The 20,237-nt window shown below is 41.8% G+C and carries 21 protein-coding genes and 1 tRNA gene; 11 read left to right on the top strand and 11 right to left on the bottom strand.

Annotation, left to right across the window (positions count from 1 at the left end):
- Positions 1-10 precede the first annotated feature (10 nt).
- The 3 genes from WG989_RS20785 to WG989_RS20775 all read right to left on the bottom strand — a co-directional run bounded on the left by WG989_RS20785 (position 11) and on the right by WG989_RS20775 (position 2,647).
- A complete protein-coding gene (locus tag WG989_RS20785) occupies positions 11-823 on the bottom strand; it encodes a hypothetical protein (protein WP_340432071.1) in 813 nt (270 codons plus the stop codon).
- Between the two features lie 200 nt (positions 824-1,023).
- The gene (mnmA, locus tag WG989_RS20780; protein ID WP_340432070.1) at positions 1,024-2,139 is read right to left on the bottom strand and encodes a tRNA 2-thiouridine(34) synthase MnmA; all 1,116 of its coding nucleotides are present in this window, start codon (positions 2,137-2,139) and stop codon (positions 1,024-1,026) included.
- A gap of 64 nt (positions 2,140-2,203) precedes the next feature.
- On the bottom strand, positions 2,204-2,647 hold the full coding sequence (locus tag WG989_RS20775) for a pepsin/retropepsin-like aspartic protease family protein (protein WP_340432069.1): 444 nt from the start codon (positions 2,645-2,647) through the stop codon (positions 2,204-2,206).
- Positions 2,648-2,904: 257 nt separating this feature from the next.
- On the opposite strand from WG989_RS20775, the gene WG989_RS20770 reads away from it, so the two are divergent.
- Positions 2,905-3,336, top strand: coding sequence for a single-stranded DNA-binding protein (locus WG989_RS20770; RefSeq protein WP_340432068.1), 432 nt, complete (start codon positions 2,905-2,907; stop codon positions 3,334-3,336).
- A gap of 68 nt (positions 3,337-3,404) precedes the next feature.
- On the opposite strand, the gene radC is transcribed toward WG989_RS20770, so the two are convergent.
- Positions 3,405-4,094, bottom strand: coding sequence for a RadC family protein (gene radC / locus WG989_RS20765; RefSeq protein ID WP_340432067.1), 690 nt, complete (start codon positions 4,092-4,094; stop codon positions 3,405-3,407).
- A 56-nt stretch (positions 4,095-4,150) separates the two neighbouring features.
- On the opposite strand from radC, the gene WG989_RS20760 reads away from it, so the two are divergent.
- The 7 genes from WG989_RS20760 to WG989_RS20730 all read left to right on the top strand — a co-directional run bounded on the left by WG989_RS20760 (position 4,151) and on the right by WG989_RS20730 (position 10,525).
- Positions 4,151-4,360, top strand: a complete 210-nt coding sequence (locus WG989_RS20760; protein ID WP_340432066.1) for a hypothetical protein — start codon at positions 4,151-4,153, stop codon at positions 4,358-4,360.
- 182 nt (positions 4,361-4,542) lie between these two features.
- Positions 4,543-5,493 (top strand): ribose-phosphate pyrophosphokinase, encoded by a 951-nt coding sequence (locus WG989_RS20755; protein ID WP_340432065.1) that lies wholly within the window; start codon positions 4,543-4,545, stop codon positions 5,491-5,493.
- Positions 5,494-5,524: 31 nt separating this feature from the next.
- Positions 5,525-6,103, top strand: coding sequence for a 50S ribosomal protein L25 (locus tag WG989_RS20750; protein ID WP_340432063.1), 579 nt, complete (start codon positions 5,525-5,527; stop codon positions 6,101-6,103).
- Positions 6,104-6,269: 166 nt separating this feature from the next.
- Entirely contained in the window at positions 6,270-6,845 is a 576-nt protein-coding gene (gene pth, locus WG989_RS20745; RefSeq protein ID WP_340432062.1) for an aminoacyl-tRNA hydrolase, read from the top strand.
- A 123-nt stretch (positions 6,846-6,968) separates the two neighbouring features.
- Positions 6,969-7,580 carry a fumarylacetoacetate hydrolase family protein gene (locus tag WG989_RS20740; RefSeq protein ID WP_340432061.1) on the top strand — a complete coding sequence of 204 codons (612 nt, stop codon included), beginning with the start codon at positions 6,969-6,971 and terminating at the stop codon, positions 7,578-7,580.
- 92 nt (positions 7,581-7,672) lie between these two features.
- Positions 7,673-9,739 (top strand): alpha-ketoacid dehydrogenase subunit alpha/beta, encoded by a 2,067-nt coding sequence (locus WG989_RS20735; RefSeq protein ID WP_340432060.1) that lies wholly within the window; start codon positions 7,673-7,675, stop codon positions 9,737-9,739.
- A 33-nt stretch (positions 9,740-9,772) separates the two neighbouring features.
- Complete coding sequence (locus WG989_RS20730; RefSeq protein WP_340432059.1) at positions 9,773-10,525, top strand: sulfite exporter TauE/SafE family protein; 753 nt, start codon at positions 9,773-9,775, stop codon at positions 10,523-10,525.
- 45 nt (positions 10,526-10,570) lie between these two features.
- On the opposite strand, the gene WG989_RS20725 is transcribed toward WG989_RS20730, so the two are convergent.
- The 4 genes from WG989_RS20725 to WG989_RS20710 all read right to left on the bottom strand — a co-directional run bounded on the left by WG989_RS20725 (position 10,571) and on the right by WG989_RS20710 (position 12,855).
- A tRNA-Met gene (locus WG989_RS20725) sits at positions 10,571-10,644 on the bottom strand.
- 45 nt (positions 10,645-10,689) lie between these two features.
- Positions 10,690-11,889, bottom strand: coding sequence for a pyridoxal phosphate-dependent aminotransferase (locus WG989_RS20720; RefSeq protein ID WP_340432058.1), 1,200 nt, complete (start codon positions 11,887-11,889; stop codon positions 10,690-10,692).
- A 102-nt stretch (positions 11,890-11,991) separates the two neighbouring features.
- On the bottom strand, positions 11,992-12,372 hold the full coding sequence (locus tag WG989_RS20715) for a DUF1573 domain-containing protein (protein WP_340432057.1): 381 nt from the start codon (positions 12,370-12,372) through the stop codon (positions 11,992-11,994).
- A gap of 18 nt (positions 12,373-12,390) precedes the next feature.
- Positions 12,391-12,855, bottom strand: coding sequence for a DUF1573 domain-containing protein (locus tag WG989_RS20710; RefSeq protein ID WP_340432056.1), 465 nt, complete (start codon positions 12,853-12,855; stop codon positions 12,391-12,393).
- A 220-nt stretch (positions 12,856-13,075) separates the two neighbouring features.
- Here WG989_RS20710 and WG989_RS20705 point away from each other — a divergent pair, with 220 nt between their 5' ends.
- From WG989_RS20705 to WG989_RS20695, 3 genes are all read left to right on the top strand, one after another.
- Positions 13,076-15,457 carry an alpha-ketoacid dehydrogenase subunit alpha/beta gene (locus WG989_RS20705; RefSeq protein WP_340432055.1) on the top strand — a complete coding sequence of 794 codons (2,382 nt, stop codon included), beginning with the start codon at positions 13,076-13,078 and terminating at the stop codon, positions 15,455-15,457.
- A 129-nt stretch (positions 15,458-15,586) separates the two neighbouring features.
- Positions 15,587-16,189 (top strand): trimeric intracellular cation channel family protein, encoded by a 603-nt coding sequence (locus WG989_RS20700; RefSeq protein ID WP_340432054.1) that lies wholly within the window; start codon positions 15,587-15,589, stop codon positions 16,187-16,189.
- Between the two features lie 82 nt (positions 16,190-16,271).
- A complete protein-coding gene (locus WG989_RS20695) occupies positions 16,272-17,075 on the top strand; it encodes a PhzF family protein (RefSeq protein ID WP_340432052.1) in 804 nt (267 codons plus the stop codon).
- Between the two features lie 52 nt (positions 17,076-17,127).
- Here WG989_RS20695 and WG989_RS20690 read toward each other — a convergent pair whose 3' ends face one another.
- From WG989_RS20690 to WG989_RS20680, 3 genes are all read right to left on the bottom strand, one after another.
- A complete protein-coding gene (locus WG989_RS20690) occupies positions 17,128-17,532 on the bottom strand; it encodes a thiol-disulfide oxidoreductase DCC family protein (RefSeq protein WP_340432050.1) in 405 nt (134 codons plus the stop codon).
- Between the two features lie 102 nt (positions 17,533-17,634).
- Positions 17,635-18,357, bottom strand: coding sequence for a YebC/PmpR family DNA-binding transcriptional regulator (locus WG989_RS20685; protein WP_340432049.1), 723 nt, complete (start codon positions 18,355-18,357; stop codon positions 17,635-17,637).
- Between the two features lie 178 nt (positions 18,358-18,535).
- On the bottom strand, positions 18,536-20,155 hold the full coding sequence (locus WG989_RS20680; RefSeq protein WP_340432047.1) for an amino acid permease: 1,620 nt from the start codon (positions 20,153-20,155) through the stop codon (positions 18,536-18,538).
- Between the last annotated feature and the right edge of the window lie 82 nt (positions 20,156-20,237).

The following is a 20,237-nucleotide window of genomic DNA, read 5'->3' as shown; positions in this document are numbered from 1 at the left end:
CGCTTCAATTTTAGTTTTTGTCGATCATCCACATTTTAATTCCAAAGCCAATGCGGACAGGATCATATGAAATTTGGGGTGGGTTACCGGATGTTTTAGGACGAGGTTGATTTTCCCACAACTCAAATTCACGGTACACAAGGCCAATGTTTTTTGCATACTTTTCAATCGAGAACTCACGTGAAGCAAATGAGGTGTCTCTACGACCTATCAGTGGAACGTTTTCTGATTCATCAATATGAAAAATTGTCGTAACGTCATTTAGCTGATTGCTGCCAACAGTTTCACTAGCACTAACTGTTTCAAATTGGAAGTCCCACAAACTCATGTTTGCATCAATGCTGATCGGATATTCTGGATTAAAGGGGCGATCAGGTAAATAAGCATTTCCTTTCCAGGTAAAACCTACACGGCTGGGTAAATTTATTTTTATGACACGAAGGTTATTTTCTGTCACTTCTAATCGCTTATCAACAGGTGTTATGGTGTAAGTGCCGTTTCGAACCCATGGTCCTATTCCTGTAGAATCGTTAATGTAAGTTACGACAACCCATGTAGGACGATTTTGATTATCGACTGATTGCCTGTCAATCGTATGTTTTATCTGGTAACGATGAACTTCTGTTAATTTACCACTATTGGTAAAAACCAACGAGTCTAGTCGATAAGTAATGTATTTGCCTACCTGCAATGGTATCAGTTCTTCCAATGAAAGTGTTTCGAGTGTTTCGGTGCGTTTGCAACTGCTGATTAATAGCAGAACACAACCGGTAAAAAGGGCTGTTTTACGTAAGAGGACGGCAGGAATTCCTTTGAATTTCATCTGAATATTTTTCGTTAGTTATTGGCCTGATCGATTACTGGAAAAGAAAACATCCATTTTCACAGCATCTTATCATGCAGCTAAGTTAGTTAATGATTTCGGGTTTCGCATGCTGTTAAGAGTCAAAATCACCGTTCAACGCTGCACAAAAAAGGCACGCAAAGCGTACCTTATAACGTATATGTGTCGAAATCATTGTTTTAAACGATTGGTTTCCGCATAATAATACCGCCGCCTATTACCTCGTCGCCTTCGTAAAACACGGCACTTTGGCCCGGTGCAATGCCTTTGGCTTCTTCATAAAAGCGAACATTCACTGTTCCGTCGGCATTTGGGTAAAGGTTCGATAGCGTGCCTTTGTCTTTGTAACGGATCTTGGTAACTGCTTCCATGCCCGGTGTAATGGTATCGTATTTCAGCATATTGATCTTGCCCACCTGCATTTCCTGTTTGTTCAGGTCTTCTTCATCGCCCAGTACAACGGTATTGGTTTCGGGAAGGATCTCTGTTACAAACACAGGTTTACCAAACGTAATATCTAAGCCTTTGCGTTGACCAATGGTATAGAATGGATAGCCTTTATGCTGACCAAGAATTTTTCCTGTTTTATCAACAAAATTTCCGCCATTTACTCTTTCTTCCAGTCCATCTACACGGCGTTTTAAGAAACCACGGTAATCATTATCAGGCACAAAGCAAATTTCATAGCTCTCAGCTTTTTTCGCCAGTTCAGGATAACCATAGTCCAATGCCATTTGCCTGATCTCTGTCTTGCGATAACCACCCAATGGTAATAACGTACGTTGCAATAAATCTTGCTGCAATCCCCAGAGTACATAACTCTGGTCTTTTGTTTCATCCACACCTTTGCTGATAAAGTGGCGACCATTTTCGTGTTGATGCACGTTTGCATAATGGCCCGTTGCAATAAAATCGCAATTCATGGCATCGGCTCTTTTCAACAGTGCCCGCCATTTGATATGTGTATTGCACAAAACGCATGGGTTGGGAGTGCGGCCGTTAAGATATTCATCCACAAAATTCTCAATCACAAAATCGCCAAATTCATCACGTATATCAAGAATGTAATGCGGAAAACCGTGTTGCACTGCAGCAGCCCGGGCATCATTAAAACTATCTAAGTTGCAACAGCCTGTTTCCTTCTTTCCCTTAGCACCTGTTCCACTGCTGGCATAGTCCCATGTTTTCATGGTGATGCCCACTACTTCGTAACCCTCATGATGCAACATGAGAGCTGTAACAGTACTGTCAATACCGCCACTCATTGCTACCAACACTTTTCCTTTCCGGCTCATAAAAATTCAATTAAACTGCTTCGTTCAAAAAAAAGCAAGATGCAAATTTACGGGAAATAGCGTTCTAGAAGTCTTTTGCAGTAAGTGTAAACACATTGCGTTGTCCATCGTATCTGAAATCGCAGAACTGAAGCACATCACGGCCAATGATTCCATCATAGGGTGCCGAACTGAAATCGCCTTCCAATACTTCAACCGTTAATGCCTTTTTTTTAAATATGGGGAGATAAAGTACACAATTATAACGTTTTACCTGCCAGCTGCCTGCTTCACCACGAACCCATTCTTCGACATGCTGTTGATAAGGCGCCAGTGAAAGTACATGGATGAGGGAACGATCAATTCCTGAAATATTGGAACCTGTATCAACCAGCAATTTCACACGGGCATGCGGTTCGGCCGTACCGAAATTTTTCAGCTTCAGAAACGATGCTTCATCAGGGAACAGTTCCGCTTCTATTACAGGCCCTTGTTCCAATAAATTTTCTGTAGTGATCTCCTGGTTCATCTGTATCAAATTTGAAGAGGTTTCAGCGAATCACCTAATCTTGTTAATGCGTTGATTTGTGAATTCTAAACAGTAGTGAACAGTTAGGAAAAATTGCAAATTTTTTGGTGCCGGATACTTTACCAAGGAGTTACTGCAAAGCTCATTCGCATAAACGTATACCCCTTTTACAAAATGTGGATTACCACTTTTTGAATATCAAACAAAATTCATACTTTGGCCTTTCTACAAATTTATTCAGCACTAAAAAACAAGTTATGATCAAGTTACAAGTTATTGGAAACCTGGGAAAGGATTGTGTTTCAAACACAGTGAATGGTAAGAACGTGATGAACTTCACCGTTGCTCACACAGAAAAATACAAAGACAGTACCGGCGCACAGCGTGAAAAAACTATTTGGGTAGATTGTGCTTACTGGAGCGACCGTACCGGTATTGCACCATATTTGAAAAAAGGAACACAGGTATATGTTGAAGGTGCACCCGAAGTGCGTACCTACCAGACACAAGATGGTAAAAGCGGAGCTTCTTTATCATTGCGTGTACTTAGCATTCAATTGCTGGGAAGCAAAAGCAGTGAAGGTGGAAACGGCGGCGGCTATCAACCACAGAGTGGTGGTTACAATGCTCCTGCTCAACCAATGAACGAACCACCAATTGGTGCAGATTCAGATGATCTTCCGTTTTAATTTCAACGAAGTGTCAATAAAAAACCCTGCTTACAAAGCAGGGTTTTGTTTTTCTATACAGATCTGTTTTATAAAATTCCTTCATCTGCAAAACTGTAATACCCATCTTCACTTACAATAATGTGATCGATCACATTCATATCCAGCAACACAGCAGCTTCTTTAATTTTTTTTGTCAACATTTCATCTGCACGGCTTGGTTTTAAACTGCCACTGGGGTGGTTGTGGCAAAGCACAATATTGACAGCGTTGTACTCCAATGCTTTTTTTAAAATGATGCGGGGATCAGCAACAGTACCTGTAATACCACCTTCGCTGATCACTTCAATATGGTTGATCTTATTGGCACGGTTGAGATAGGCAACAGCAAATACTTCATGAAGTTTGTCCTTCAATTGCGACTGGAAAAACCGTGCGATATCAGCACTTGTTTTTACGCTTTTTTTCAGTGATTCTACGGATTGTCGCCTCCGCCCAAGCTCTAACGCTGCTGCAATCGTAACCGCTCTGGCCTCACCAATGCCGCTTGTTTTCATTAAGTCTTTCAGGCTTAGTTTTGCTAATTCATTAATATCGTCTTTCGATCTGGTTAACAGCTCTTTAGCAACATCTACTGCTGATTTTTTAGAGGTTCCGGAGCCGATCAAAATGGCAATTAATTCGGAGTTACTAAGGGCATCTGCACCCTTCATCAAGAGCTTTTCCCGGGGCCTGTCGTCAGTCGCCCATTGTTTAATGGTGGTTTTGGTGTCTTGCATGTTCCAAAATAACACCTTAAGTTTACAATTCCAATCATCCTAATAAACCATTATGTATGCGACTGAAGCCTCAAACTGCCGGTCAATCTCTCCGCTCTGTACTCATCCTTTTTGCTATTGTGGGTAATCTTGTTTTCTCCTTCGTCTTTGTGATGTCGATGGGAGCCCAGGTTGCACAAGCCGGGACAGGCATTGAGCAAACGGCAGAAAAAAACACCAAACCCGCTACTGAACAAAAGATTGTTACACTGGCGCAGATAAATTAAAATTTTTCAACGAATTGGCGGAAGCTTATTGATTTTCAAAAGTTGGACAACCGCCATAATGCCACAGGTTTATCCTGTGGCATTTTTTTATTTGTTGAAAAGCGGTGGATTGTGTTTCGGGGGAAGTTGATTTGAAGCACTTATCTTCGCCCCTCATTTCACCCCTTTACAAACTATAGTTCATGAACCCATCTGCCAAGATATTTTCCGGCACGGCATCGAAGTACCTGGCCGAGAAAATAGCAGCCAAATTCGGTATTCCGTTAGGTCAAAGTCTTACCCAAAAATTCAGCGACGGCGAACTTCAGCCCATGTTCCAGGAAAGCATCCGAGGCGACATTGTTTTTCTGGTGCAGAGTACGTTTTCACCTGCCGAGAACATCCTTGAATTATTATTGATGATCGATGCTGCCAAGCGTGCATCGGCCTACAAAGTAATTCCGGTTATTCCGTACTACGGTTACGCCCGTCAGGACAGAAAAGACAAACCACGTGTAGCCATCGGCTCGAAGTTAATAGCCAACATGTTAGAAGCGGCCGGCGCCGACAGAGTCATTACAATGGATCTGCACGCAGCCCAGATTCAGGGCTACTTCGATATTCCGGTAGATCACCTGGAATCATCGTCTATTTTTATCCCTTACATTGAGAGTTTGAAGCTCGAAAACCTTACCTTTGCGGCCCCCGATGTAGGAAGTGCCAACAGGATCAGAGAAGTGGCCAGTTATTTTGAAGCAGAAATGGTGATTTGTGATAAACATCGCAAACGTGCCAACGAGATAGCAAGCATGGTGGTAATTGGTGATGTTACAGACAGGGATGTGGTATTGATTGATGATATCTGTGATACGGGAGGAACGCTGGCAAAAGCAGCCGCTCTTTTAAAAGAAAAAGGTGCAAGAAGTGTTCGGGCACTCATTACACATCCGGTGTTAAGTGGCAAAGCATACGAAAACATTGAGAATAGTGTATTGGAAGAACTGGTGGTTTGTGATACAATTCCACTGTTGAAAGAAAGTAAAAAGATCAAAGTGTTGAGTGTGGCTGAATTATTTGGTGTAGCACTTCGCAACGCATTTGAAAACAAAAGTATCACCAGTTTATTTATGCATGCGCAACGCAGGGATAAATAACCAACAAGTAAATTTTTAAATTAGATAAACAATGAAGACAATTACTATCGAGGGTCACTTGAGGACCGAAAACGGGAAAAAAGCCGCCCGTCAACTTCGCTCTCAGGAAATGGTGCCTGGTGTAATTTATGGAGGCTCAGCAGAAATTAATTTCTACGCTCCTGCCAAAGCATTTAAAACTTTGGTTTACACGCCCGATTTCCAAATTGCTGAAGTAAACGTTGATGGCAAGAGCTACAGAACAATTCTGAAAGATCTGCAATTCGACAAAGTAAGTGATGCATTAGCACACGTTGATTTATTGGAACTGGTTGATGACAAAAAAGTGATCGCTACCATTCCGTTGAAATTTACAGGTGTTGCAAAAGGTGTAAAAGATGGTGGTAAGCTTATTACCAAAATCAAATCACTGAAAATTAAAGCGCTCCCGAAAGATCTGAAAGCAGCAATCGAAGTAGACCTTACACCGCTTGAACTGAATGGTAACATTCGTGTAGAAGATGTAAAAGCTACCAACATGGAAGTATTGAACTCTCCACGTATTCCTATTGCATCTGTTGTGTTAACACGTCAGTTGAAACAGGAAGAAGCAGCTACTCCTAAAAAGTAAGCGTTTGATGTTCAATAAATTGATCCCCCTTTTTACAAGGGGGATTTTTCATTGTATTCACCCGAAGTTTTTGATATTTGCGATCATGAAATGCCCATAAGCAAAGTATATCAACCGAAAATGATTATGGGCATACTATGTGGCCAAAATCAATATAAATATTCAAATGAAATTTTTAATCGTTGGTTTGGGAAATATTGGTGCTGAGTATGCACACACCCGTCATAATATTGGGTTTGATGTGGTGGAAGCATTGGCTGCAAAGCACGGTGCTTCGTTCCGTATAGATCGGCTGGCTTCGGTTGCTGAAGTAAAACTGAAAGGCAAAACACTCATTTTAATTGAGCCGTCAACCTATATGAATCTGAGTGGAAAGGCTGTGAAGTATTGGATGGACAAAGAAAAAATTGCACTGGAACATGTGTTGGTGATTGTAGATGAGTTGGCTTTGCCTCTGAGCAAACTGCGTTTACGCCCGGGTGGTAGTGATGCCGGGCACAATGGGCTCAGCAGTATTCATGAATCATTACAAACCATTGCTTACCCTCGTTTACGTTTTGGCATTGGCAACAACTATCCCAAAGGAAAACAAGTGGACTATGTATTGGGCCATTGGACAGCAGAAGAATTGCCCATCGTTCAAAAAAAGATCGAGGCTTCGGTAGAAGTCGTGGAAAGCTTTGTACTAACGGGTATCGACCGTACCATGAACCACGCAAACAAAATTGAAATAACTCTTTAATTTTCAGTTTTCTAATATTAACTTCGCTATCCTACCCGAAAATGCCCTTTGGCATCAGTAAAATCCACCGTCCTCAAAAAGACCTTTCATAAACCTGATTCTGAACTAAAACCATTTGAACCAATGAAAATCTTTTGCGTAGGACGTAACTACGTTGAGCATGCCAAAGAACTTGGAAATGATGTGCCGGATGAGCCGGTTATCTTTCTGAAACCCAAAAGCGCATTTCTGCAACCCCACATGCCGTTTTATTATCCTGAGTTTACAAATGAGCTTCATTATGAAGCAGAGATCGTTCTCAGAGTCTCAAAAAACGGAAAGTATATCCAGGAACGCCATGCCAGTAAATATTATAATGCATACACGGTTGGGATCGACTTTACAGCCCGTGATATTCAACAGCAATTAAAAGAAAAAGGATTGCCTTGGGAAATTTCCAAAGCATGGGATAATTCGGCAGCAGTTGGAAAGTTTATTGATATTAAGCCGGGGCTGAATATGAACGATATCAATTTCTGCCTGTATAAAAACAAGGAAATTGTGCAGCAGGGAAATACCAGTCATATGATCTTTACGTTCGATCAGATCGTGGCATATGTATCTCAATTCTTTTCACTCAATATCGGTGATTTGATCTTTACCGGAACACCTGCTGGTGTGGGCGAATGTGTTGTAGGCGATATGTTGGAAGGATTTGTTGAAGACGACAGTTTACTGGAAGTGGAGATCAAATAAGAAATATAAAATCATTCGATTCAAAGCCATTCTTTTAACAGGATGGCTTTTTTGTTTTAGTTCCCCTTATTTTGCAATTCAATTGCTTGCGAATGATGAACCAGGAAATTTTACGAAAGGCTTACAAACTCATGTGTTATGCGCAGCACATGGCAGAAACATATGAAAATAATCGTTCCGTTTGCAAATATGTACATTCAACTTCCCGTGGACATGAAGCCATACAGCTGGCAACTGCATTTCAACTAACCGCTGCCGATTGGGTAAGCCCTTATTACCGTGATGAAAGCTTGTTGCTGGGGCTTGGGTTTGAACCTTACGAACTTATGTTGCAGTTGCTCGCAAAAGCGGATGATATGTTTACAGGAGGCCGGGAATATTATTCGCATCCTAATTACAGAGGAACAGATAAGCCAAACATTATTCATCAAAGCAGTGCTACAGGTATTCAGGTAATTCCTACGACCGGTGTGGCACAGGGATTGAAATATCTGCAACAGATCAAATCGGATCAATTCAAAAAAACAAGTGACGGACAATTGCCTGTTGTTGTTTGCTCGTTAGGGGATGCAAGTATTACTGAAGGAGAAGTGAGTGAAGCATTTCAGTTTGCTGTTTTGAAAAAATTACCGATCATTTATTTGGTGCAGGATAATAACTGGGGTATCAGTGTTAGTGCTGAAGAAGCAAGAGCGATGGATGCCTATGAATACGCAGGTGGGTTTCCGGGTATGCATCGCATTCGTTGCGATGGAAGTGATTTTACAGAAGCATTTGAAACCATGCAACATGTGGTTGATCATGTGCGCACACACCAGGAGCCCTATCTTGTACAGGCCTATGTGCCTTTGTTGAATCATCATACAAGTGGTGTGCGGAAAGAATTTTACAGAACTAAAGAAGATCTTGATCAACATTATACAGATGATCCATTTCCAAAGCTGAAACAAATTTGCTTACAGTGTGGCATAACCGAAGAAGATTTGCAACAGGTCTTTGATGAAGCAAAGCAAACAGTAGCAGATGATTTTGCAAAAGCAGTTGCCGCTGCAGAACCTGATCCGTCAACGGTGGAGCAACATGTATTTGTGCCAACACCTGTTACAAAAGAAACAGGTGAAAGATCGCCCGCTGGCAGAGAAAAAATTGTGATGGTGGATGCGGCGTTGTTTGCGATCCGTGAAATTATGCAGGAGTATCCGGAGGCATTGGTCTACGGACAAGATGTAGGACGAAGACTTGGCGGTGTTTTTCGTGAAGCGGCAACATTGGCCGAACAGTTTGGTGACCATCGTGTATTTAATACTGCAATACAGGAAGCATATATTATTGGATCAACAGTGGGAATGAGTGCAGTTGGTGCAAAGCCGATCGTGGAAGTTCAGTTTGCTGATTACATTTATCCGGGGCTCAATCAACTCGTAACAGAAATTTCAAAGTCATCTTATTTAAGCTGTGGAAAATTTCCGATACAAACGCTGATACGTGTACCTATTGGTGCATATGGTGGTGGCGGTCCTTACCATAGCGGAAGTATTGAATCAACCTTGCTGAGTATTAAAGGGATCAAGATCGTGTATCCATCGAATGCAGCCGATATGAAAGGCTTGATGAAAGCAGCATTCCTCGATCCGAACCCGGTAGTAATGCTTGAGCACAAAGGTTTGTATTGGAGTAAAGTACCCGGAACGGAAGATGCAAAAACAGCAGAGCCTTCCAGCGACTATTTATTACCGTTAGGGAAAGCACGCATTGCCGTAGCGGCAGATGAAGATCTGATTGAAGAAGGTGAAAGCTGTTGCATTATTACCTATGGCATGGGGGTTTATTGGGCGGCGGCGGCGGCGAAACAATTTGATGGTGCAGTAGAAATAATTGATCTGCGCACACTTTTTCCATTGGATGAAGAGTTGATTTTTTCAACTGTAAAAAAACATGGTAAATGTTTGGTGCTTACTGAAGAGCAACAGAATAATTCATTTGCAGAAGCATTGGCGCATCGCATCAGTTACAATTGTTTTCAATGGCTTGATATGCCGGTTGAAGTAATGGGAGCGTTGAATCTTCCGGCAGTACCAATGAATACAGGATTGGAAGCTGCGATGCTGCCGAATGCAGAAAAAGTGAAGGAGCGGTTATGGAAACTATTTCGAGGCTAACGCATTATTGGATTTTCCGTTTCTTTACAATTCATGGACATCTTCTCATTGTATTCCGTTTCACATTGGGTATTCATTCTTGTAGCTTCGTTCGCTATTGGCTTGGCCAAAGGCGGACTTAAAGGAGTGGATATGTTAGCTGTAACTATTATGGCATTGGTGCTTGGAGGCAAATCATCAACCGGTATTGTATTGCCGTTGTTATGTGTGGCTGATATTGGTGCAGTATCGTATTACAACCGCCATGCACAATGGAAACATTTTTGGAAACTAATTCCATGGATGATGATCGGTATTTTACTCGGTGTGTTTTTGGGAAAAGATATGGATGAAGCAGTATTTCGCAAAGTAATGGCTGTTATTATTGTGGTCACAGTTGCCATTGTATTATGGTTAGAATTTCGGAGATCAACATCGGTGCCGCAACACCCTTTGTTTGCAACCGGCACAGGGTTAGCAGCAGGCTTTACTACCATGATCGGCAACCTTGCTGGTGCATTTGCTAATTTATATTTTCTTGCAATGCGTTTACCGAAGAATGATTTTATTGGTACGGCTGCATGGATCTTTTTAGTGATGAATCTATTTAAACTTCCGTTCCAGGTTTTTTATTGGAAGAATATTACTTTTCAAACATTGCAAACCGATCTTGTATTATTGCCTGCATTGATACTTGGCTTTTTACTTGGTATCCGCTTAACAGAAAAAATAAGAGACCTGCATTACAGGAAGATGGTGCTGTTACTTACATTAGTAGGTTCGGTGTTGATGTTGTTGAAACGATGATATATATAGAAATAAAAAAGTCCCGCAAAAAGCGGGACTGTATTGTACCGGAGAGCAGACTTGAACTGCCGACCTTCGGGTTATGAATCCGATGCTCTAACCAGCTGAGCTACCCCGGCCTATTTGGGGCTGCAAAAATAGAGAAATGCAGGTAACTTTTGAAATCAAATTTCAGTTCTTCCCGGATAAACTTTCAAGGCTTCTTCCAAACAATCCATGGCATGGTCCAGTGCAGTAAGATTGAGCACATAGGCCAGCCTTACTTCCTGCTTACCAAGACCGGGTGTACCGTAAAAACCAGTGGCTGGTGCAAGCATAACAGTTTGTCCTTTGTAAGAAAATGATTCCAGCAGCCATTGGCAGAATTTATCTGAATCATCAATGGGTAGTTTCGCCATTGCATAAAATGCACCACCGGGGTTGGGGCAAACCACACCGGACATTGCATTCAATCGTTTCACCAATAAATTTCTGCGGGAGAGATATTCCGCTTTCGGTGCTTCAAAATAACTTTCGGGTAAATCAATGGCGGCCTCACCCATGATCTGAGCCAAACCGGGCGGACTCAAACGGGCCTGTGCAAATTTCATTGCAGCATCGTACACCGCTTTGTTTTTTGTAACCAACGCTCCCAAGCGTGCACCACAGGCACTGTAGCGTTTGCTGATGGTGTCCATCAACACCACATGTTGTTCCAACCCTTCAATGTGTAATGCACTTACATAGTCTCCATCATAACAAAATTCACGGTATGCCTCATCACTGAAGAGATACAGATCATGTTTCAGGCAAATATCTTTAAGCTTATACATTTCTTCTTTGCTGTACAAATACCCGGTTGGATTATTAGGACTGCAAATAATAATGGCCTTTGTTTTAGGCGTAATTACTTTTTCAAATTCATCTATAGGCGGTAAAGCAAAACCGGTTTCAATATGTGACGTGATTGGGATGACGTTGACACCCGCAGCACAGGCAAAGCCATTGTAATTGGCATAAAACGGTTCCGGCACGATCACTTCATCACCCGGATTCAAACAGGTAAAAAATCCAAACAGGATGGCTTCGCTTCCACCGGTGGTGATCATGATCTGATCATAATTTACATCAATGCCCACTTTTTGATAATACTGTACCAATTTGCGACGATAACTTTCGTTGCCGGCACTATGGCTGTACTCCAGTACTTTAATATCGGCATTCCGCACTGCATCCAAAATGGCAGGTGGTGTTTCAATATCGGGTTGACCAATATTGAGATGAAATACTTTGGTTCCTCTTTTTTTAGCTGCTTCAGCAAAAGGAACTAATTTTCTGATGGGGGAAGCGGGCATTTGGTTGCCACGATTACTGATTGCTAACATATGTGCGCAAAGATAGGGTGCGTTGTTTCTTTTCGTTGGACAGAAATAAAAAAGTCTCCCGAAAAAACGAGAGACTTATCGATAAGATTGATACGTTATTTTTTACTGTTCAACTACGCCAAGTATATTCAACACCTGCTCTTCATCAACACCTAAAAATTTCACACGTACTGATTTTGTGAATTTGCCTGGTGTTGCCGCATTGTATGTAGCCGTGATGGTTCCTGTTTTGCCTGGTTTGATGGGCTCTTTTGTATAATCTGATTTTGTACAGCCACAACCCGGAGTTACTGTTTCAATAACCATATCAGCACTGCTTGTATTGGTAAACGTGAACGTGGCGGTAACAGGGCTGTTGAGTTTTGCTTTGCCAAGGTCAACTGTTTCGCTGGTAAACTTTACAACATCAGCCGGTTTTTTGCTTTGTGCATTTACCGCTGTAAAAACAAAGAGTGCCACAAAGGCGATCATGAACTGTTTCATTGTATTTGGTTATTTATGTTATTTAAAGATATTTAATGCTTGGTTTGTTGGAGCCGATTGGTCGGCTGTTTTCCAAACGGTTCCTTTGATGTTGAGCACTTTTACCTGTCCGCCATTGTAATAAACGGTGATGGTTTTATCAAAAGCACCTTCTGCCGCTGAATTGTAACCTACTTTGATAGTTGTTTTACCGCCGGAAACCACTGGAGTCTTGGTCCACTCAGGAGTGGTGCAACCGCAGGATGCCTGAACATTATCAATTTTTAACGAGTCCGCACCAATATTTTCAACAGTAAATATGTGTGTTACCGGTTTGCCTTGCGGTATTTTTCCAAAGTCAAATGTTGTTTCAGAAAACTTGATCGCTTCGGCCTTGGGAGCTGCCGGTGTTTGGGTCGAATGGTTATGGCCATCATGACTTTGCGCCATGCCGGCTACAGCCATAAAGGAAGCAATTGTAAGGGTAAGTATTTGTTTTTTCATAAAAGCGTTTATTGTGCTTGTAAAAGTAAGCATAACTACAGACAGTTCATAACCCCGAAGGGTTGCCTTTCACAAAATTTTATTATCAAACAGGTTTTGCCACATCTTTGTTGATGTTGCCCCTTATAAAATCCCTTTGATTTTTACACAACCCAAGGCTTGTTTTCACCAAAGCAGCTTACAAGTGTTAACGTGCCTTCAAAACATTTATTTTTGCCCCATGGGATCAACTACTACCGATAGCCTCCAACTGCAGCAACTTTCGTTTGAGCATTTTCGCCAGGAAGTATTGCAGGATTACCGAATGGCCTGCCTCAGCCGTGAGGCGAGCTTGCTCGGCCGTAAGGAAGTATTAACCGGAAAGGCCAAATTTGGCATTTTTGGTGACGGGAAAGAAGTACCACAGCTTGCAATGGCTAAGTTTTTCCAGCCGGGCGACTTTTACAGTGGTTATTATCGTGATCAAACCTTTGCTTTTGCAACGGGAGCGGCTACGGTAAAGGAATTTTTTGCACAATTGTATGCAGATCCAGATACATCGCATGATCCGCATAGCGCCGGCCGGCAAATGAATTCGCATTTCGCAACGGCATTGGTTGATGAAAACGGCGAGGTGCTTGATCTGGTCAACCGTAAAAATCTTACATCGGGCATGGCGCCAACAGCTTCACAAATGCCACGGTCGGTTGGGTTGGCGTTGGCATCTAAATTATTCCGTCATTCCGATCCCTTAAAATCATTCACAGAACTTTCAAATAAAGGAAATGAAGTATGCTTTGCCACCATTGGCGATGCATCTACCAGCGAAGGACATTTCTGGGAAACGATGAACGCCGCCGCTGTACAACAAATACCGTTAGCGGTTTTTGTGTGGGATGATGGCTATGGTATTTCTGTTCCTAAAAAATATCAAACAACCAAAGGCTCTATTTCAGAAGCATTAAAAGGGTTTCAGAAAAAAGACGGCACTAATGGTATTGAAATTTATAAAGTAAAAGCGTGGGATTATGCCGGCATGTGCGAAGTGTTTGAAGCCGGCATTGAAAAGATACGTACTACACATACACCTGCTTTGTTTCATGTAGAAGAAGTGACCCAGCCGCAAGGCCATTCCACTTCGGGTAGCCATGAGCGTTATAAAACAACAGATCGGTTGCAATGGGAGCGTGATTGGGATTGTATCAAGAAAATGAAAGAGTGGATCATTGAAAACAATCTTGCTGTTGAAGAGGAGTTGAGTTTGGTTGAGCGTGAAATAAAAGAGTTTGTTCGCAATGAAAAAAATGCAGCATGGATTGAGTACGAATCACCCATTAAAGAACAGGTGAAAGAAGTTGCCTCTGCATTACGTCAATCGGCTGTTTCATCTGCAAACAATGCAGAGGTTGAAAAATTGCTTCGTGAGTTGGAAGCCAACAGAGAACCAAACCGTAGAGATGTAATGAGTGCACTCTTCAAAAGTATTTCCATTGCAGGTCTTACAGGAACAAGTGCCAACGAGTTATACAGCAGGTTGCAAAAAGAAAATGTGTCGCTGTATAATTCGCATCTGTACCAAGAAGGTGCAGGCAGTGCCATGAAAGTGGCTGAAATAAAAGCAGATTACGCTGCCGATGCAACCACATTGAATGGTTATGAAATTCTGAATCGCTATTTCGATCAATTGTTTACAACGAATCCGAAAGTGGTTGCTTTCGGCGAAGACCTCGGATTTATTGGTGATGTGAACCAAGGTTTTGCCGGCTTGCAAGCCAGGCATGGTGAACACCGAATCTTTGATACCGGTATTCGTGAGTTAACGATTATGGGACAAGGTGTTGGTTTAGCTATGCGTGGCTTACGTCCCATTGCTGAAATACAATACCTCGATTATTTAGTGTATGGGTTGCAACCGCTCACTGATGATGTTGCTACGCTGCAATTCCGTACAGCAGGCCGACAAAGTGCACCATTGATCGTTCGTTCAAGAGGTCATCGTCTCGAAGGTATCTGGCATAGCGGTTCACCAATGGGGATGATCATCAACAGTCTTCGGGGAATGTATGTGTGCGTTCCACGTAACATGGTGCAGGCTACGGGCATGTATAATACATTGTTACAAAGTAATGAACCGGGCTTGGTCATCGAATGTTTGAATGGTTATCGTTTAAAAGAAAAACTGCCTTCTAATCTTTCATCGTTCACGGTACCGATGGGTGTGCCGGAAGTGGTGAGACAGGGAACAGATATTACCATTGTATCATACGGATCTATTCTCCGCATTATTGATGATGCAGCACAACAGCTTGAACGTTTCGGCATCAGTTGTGAAATCATTGATGTGCAAACACTCTTGCCGTTTGATGTAGATCATGTTATTCTTGAATCATTAAAGAAAACAAACCGCATCGCTTTCATTGATGAAGATGTACCCGGAGGTGCAGCTGCTTATATGTTCAATAAAGTAATGGAAGAACAAGGCGGTTACAAATATCTTGATGTTGCTCCACGTACAATCACAGGTAAAGCACATCGTCCGGGATATGGTAGCGATGGTGATTACTTCAGCAAACCAAATGTAGAAGAGATCATGACGGTGTTGCAGGAGATGATGAGGGAATAAATGTGAGTGGTGAATCGTGAGTGGTGAGTGAACATCGTCTGACGCCCACGTCTGACGAATAGTTACAATGTTTCTCAAGTCTAGCAAAACTCATTGCCTATTTTTATTCACCATTGATCATTCACAATTATGTCTTTCCTTTCCATCATCGACATACTCGGAACCTTCGCCTTCGCTGTATCAGGTGCATTCTCTGCAATGGAGAAAAAACTTGATCCCTTTGGTGTTATCATACTTTCGTTTGTTACAGCAATTGGTGGAGGAACATTGCGTGATGTGTTGATCGGTGATACACCCGTCGGCTGGTTACAAAATGGAACAACAACTGTTGTAATTATTGCAGCTGCTATCGGCACCATGTTCTTCGGTAATTATCTCAAACGTTTTACAAGCACCTTGTTTTTATTTGATGCATTTGGTCTTGGCCTGTTTACACTCATTGGCGTAGAGAAAGGGTTGCAATTGCAATTCAGTCCGGGTATTTGTGTAGCATTGGGCACCATCACCGGATCGTTTGGCGGTGTAATAAGAGATGTGTTGCTCAACAATGTGCCACTCGTTTTCCGTAAAGAAATTTATGCTTCTGTTTCTATTTTGGGTGGAATACTTTATCTGCTGTTGTTAAAGGTTGATATGTTCAGTCCTTTTGCAACGATCATTGCTATTGTATTTATTGTTGCCTTTCGCATTATTGTTGTGCGGTTCAAGTTGGCGTTGCCACGTTTTTATTAGGAATTCCTTCACATCGTTGTAGCAAAATCACATATTTATGTCAACGATACTTTCCTAATTTGCATACTTCTAAAAAGACTATATGAAATTGAATTTATACCAGGTTGATGCATTCACATCAACGTTGTTCAAAGGAAACCCGGCAGCTGTTGTTCCGTTAGAAAAATGGATCGATGATGAATTGATGCAGAAGCTGGCCATGGAAAATAATCTTGCTGAAACAGTATTCTTTGTGCCATCACAAATGGAAGGAGCAGATTATGATATCCGTTGGTTTACTCCCGAGCTTGAAATTAATTTGTGTGGCCATGCTACGTTGGCAAGTGCATTTGTATTGTACACACAACTTGATTATACAAAACCATCTGTAACATTCAGTTCAAAGAGCGGGTTGCTAACTGTAGAAAAAAATGGTACCAACTATGAAATGGATTTTCCTTCCTGGAAACCCGAACGTATCAGCGATTACCCCGACGGCATCGTAGAAATTTTGGGCGTTAAAGAAATACTTGGTGCCTACAAATACCGTGACCTGTTGATCGAAGTGGCAACTGAAGAAGAAGTGATCAATGCGAAACCTGATTTTACTGCAATGAAGAAGACCGGTGAAATGGTGATCCTGACTTCCAAAGGGAATACAGTTGATTTTGTTTCACGCTTTTTTGCACCATCTGCAGGTATTGATGAAGATCCGGTAACAGGTTCCGCACATTCACAATTAATTCCTTTCTGGAGTGAAAAACTGGATAAGAAAAAAATGATGGCAAAACAGCTGAGCAAACGTGGTGGTGATTTGGTTTGCGAACAGAAAAATGCCGAGCGTGTAATGATGGGAGGTGAATGTGTGTTTTATATGAAAGGGGAATTTGAGATAAGAGGCGAGTAGTGAGTGGTTAGTCGTGAGAATCAGGATGTGGTCGTCTATTGTCTGTCGTCTTTCAATCCACAAACCTTGCACGTTGCTCTGCTGTTGGCAACATACAGCTTTCCTGTTTGCCAAACCATTTATAACGGTTTCGGCCGATCCATTTATAAATACCATCTCTAAGAAATGCGGGAATGATGATGAGTGCGTACAATAATTTCCAACCACCATCTAAATGACGGCATATTTTCAATGCTGCAGTTGATTCACGGTAAGCAATGCCATCTTCAATGAAAATAACAGAAGTAATTATGCAGGGATCAATATTGTGATCAGGTAAAATACGATTCGCTGTTTCACCCTGTAGTGAACCAAATAGCAGCTTTCCTTCTTTATCCCTTTTCAGCGCAAATTGGATCCAGAAATTACAGAAGTTACATACGCCATCAAACAAAACCAGTCGATCGGGGTATTCCATTCATTAAAGATAGCAGAGGATTGTATAAAAAAAACGAGAGGCTGAACATTGCAGCCTCTCGTTTTTTATTTCATACTTCCAACTTTGTACTTCGCACTTTCATTACCCCATATTATGAAACACCTTCTGCACATCTTCATCCTGTTCAAGGCGTTCAATTAATTTACTTACATCCTCCGCCTGTTCGTCAGTGACAGGCACAGTTGTGGAAGGAAGCCATTCCAGTTCGGCACTGATGGGAGTAATACCTTTTTCTTCCAGTGCTTTTTGCATATTGCCGAAATCAGTAAATGCACAACGTACCACCAAAATTTCTTCGCCATTTTCACCGGTACTTTCACCCAGTTCTTCCAAGCCAAAATCAATCAACTCAAGTTCCAGATCTTCTGCATTCAATCCTTCCGGCTTCAGTTTAAACACACCTAATTTTTTAAACTGAAAGCTTACACTGCCACTGTTGCCCATTGAACCGTGCCCTTTTGTAAAATGACTTTTTACATTCGCTACAGTACGTACATGATTATCAGTTGCAGTTTCAACGAGTATAGCAACGCCATGCGGTGCATAACCTTCATACAAAATTTCATCATAGTTCACCAGCTCTTTTCCTTGTGCACGTTTAATGGCTGCTTCTACACGATCCTTGGGCATGCCCACACTTCTTGCATTCTGGAAACAACGACGCAGTGCAGCATTCGTAGCAGGATCAGGACCACCGGCTTTTACAGCAATAATAATTTCTTTACCAATACGAGTAAAGTTCTTTGCCATTTTATCCCAGCGGGCAAACATGCTGCTCTTTCTTACTTCAAAAATCCGTCCCATTAAAAAACAGTTTTAAGTTCTTTGTTTTAAATTCTTAATAACAGGCTTCAGTACCTCGTTTCACCATTTGTCTGCCGGCAAAGGCAGGGGTGAGGTCAGGGCGCAAATTTAGGGTAATGCCTGTTAACAAAAAACGTCCCGCCAATTAGCGGGACGTTTTTATAAAACAAAGCGTTGATTATTCTTTTTCCCTACGCTCAAAATCAGAAGCGTGTGGTAATATCTCCGTAAAGTTTTTGAGTTTGCTATGATGGCGGCTGTACACAAAGTACACAACCAAGCCAACAGCCATCCAGCCAAAAGCAACTTTCAGCGTTTGTGCATCCAATGCTACGATCATACCTGTACAAATAAGTGCACCAAGTGTAGATACAACAGGTACCAATGGTGCTTTAAACGGACGTTCGATGTTTGGTGATTTTACTCGTAATATCCAAACACCTATACTTACCAATACAAATGCAAACAATGTTCCGAAGCTTGTTAAGTCTCCAGCAACACTGCCCGGAACAAAGGCTGCAAACAAGCCTACAAAAATGAACAAGATCCAGTTTGCCTTGTAAGGTGTTCTGTATTTTGGATGCAGTTCGCCAAATGCTTTCGGGATCAGTCCATCATTACTCATGGTATAGAAGATACGGCTTTGGCCCATCAGCATCACCAAGATAACTGATGAGAAACCTGCAAGAATTGCAACTGTAACACTTGTGCCCAGCCACTCATATCCTTTCATATAAGTTTGAATTGCATATGCAACAGAAGCTTCTTTACCGGCTGTGTTAAATTCGGTGTAATTGGCAACACCAGTTAGTACATGGCCAAATAAAATGTATAAAATGGTACATACTACTAGTGATCCAAGAATACCAATCGGCATATCTCTTTTCGGATTTTTTGCTTCCTGTGCTGCTGTACTTACAGCATCAAATCCAATAAACGCAAAGAACACAATTGCAGCACCACCTAATACACCGCCCCATCCCCATTTGAAGAAACCTTCATGACCTATTGTTCCTTCCGGAATCATATAAGGCGTATGATTTTCGGGTTTAATGAACTGCCAGCCAAATCCAATGAATAATAAAACGATCGCCACTTTTACAAATACAATGATCATATTTACAAAAGCTGATTCCTGCGATCCTTTAATTAATAAGAGTGTGAGTAATAAAAGGATGATCAATGCAGGAGCGTTCATAATGCCTTTCGTAATTTCTACTGATTGAGTAAGGTTGGCAGGTAATGCTTCAAATTGTCGTTCACTTAAAACAAGCACACCATCTTTCACTGATTTAACAGCATCCGGCATAACCGCAACAATTTGATTGACCGCATCACCTGTTACTTTATGCAATGCTTCAAAAGGGGAGTGGCACCATTCATACGGTATTGATCCGCCCAATAAATTATTCAGGTATTCACTCCACGCAATAGAAACGGTGGCTGCACCAAGAGCATATTCCATAATTAATGCCCAGCCAATAATCCATGCCACTAATTCGCCCATGGTGGTGTAACTGTAAGCATATGCACTACCTGCAATAGGAATCATTGCAGCAAATTCAGCATAACATAATCCGGCGAATGCGCAACCAACGGCTGCAACAACAAATGAAAGGGTAACGGCCGGGCCAGCAGCTTGTCCGGCAGCAGCAGCCGTGCGAACAAACAGCCCCGCTCCAATAATGGCACCAATACCCAGTGCCACCAAATTACCTGCACCCAAGGTACGCTTCAAGCCTTTTCCTTCGGCCTGTGCAAGCATTTGATCTAATGGTTTCTTTGCAAATAAACTCATACTTGATTGGTTATAGATTTTAATGTACTAACAGTAATAAGCCGGAAAAATAGAGATTTATTACAAATAACCATCAAAAGAT

Source organism: Lacibacter sp. H407 (assembly GCF_037892605.1).
In the GTDB taxonomy this organism is placed as follows: Bacteria; Bacteroidota; Bacteroidia; order Chitinophagales; family Chitinophagaceae; genus Lacibacter.
Note: the sequence above shows the minus strand (reverse complement) of the source record. Positions and strands in the feature narration are given on the sequence as shown.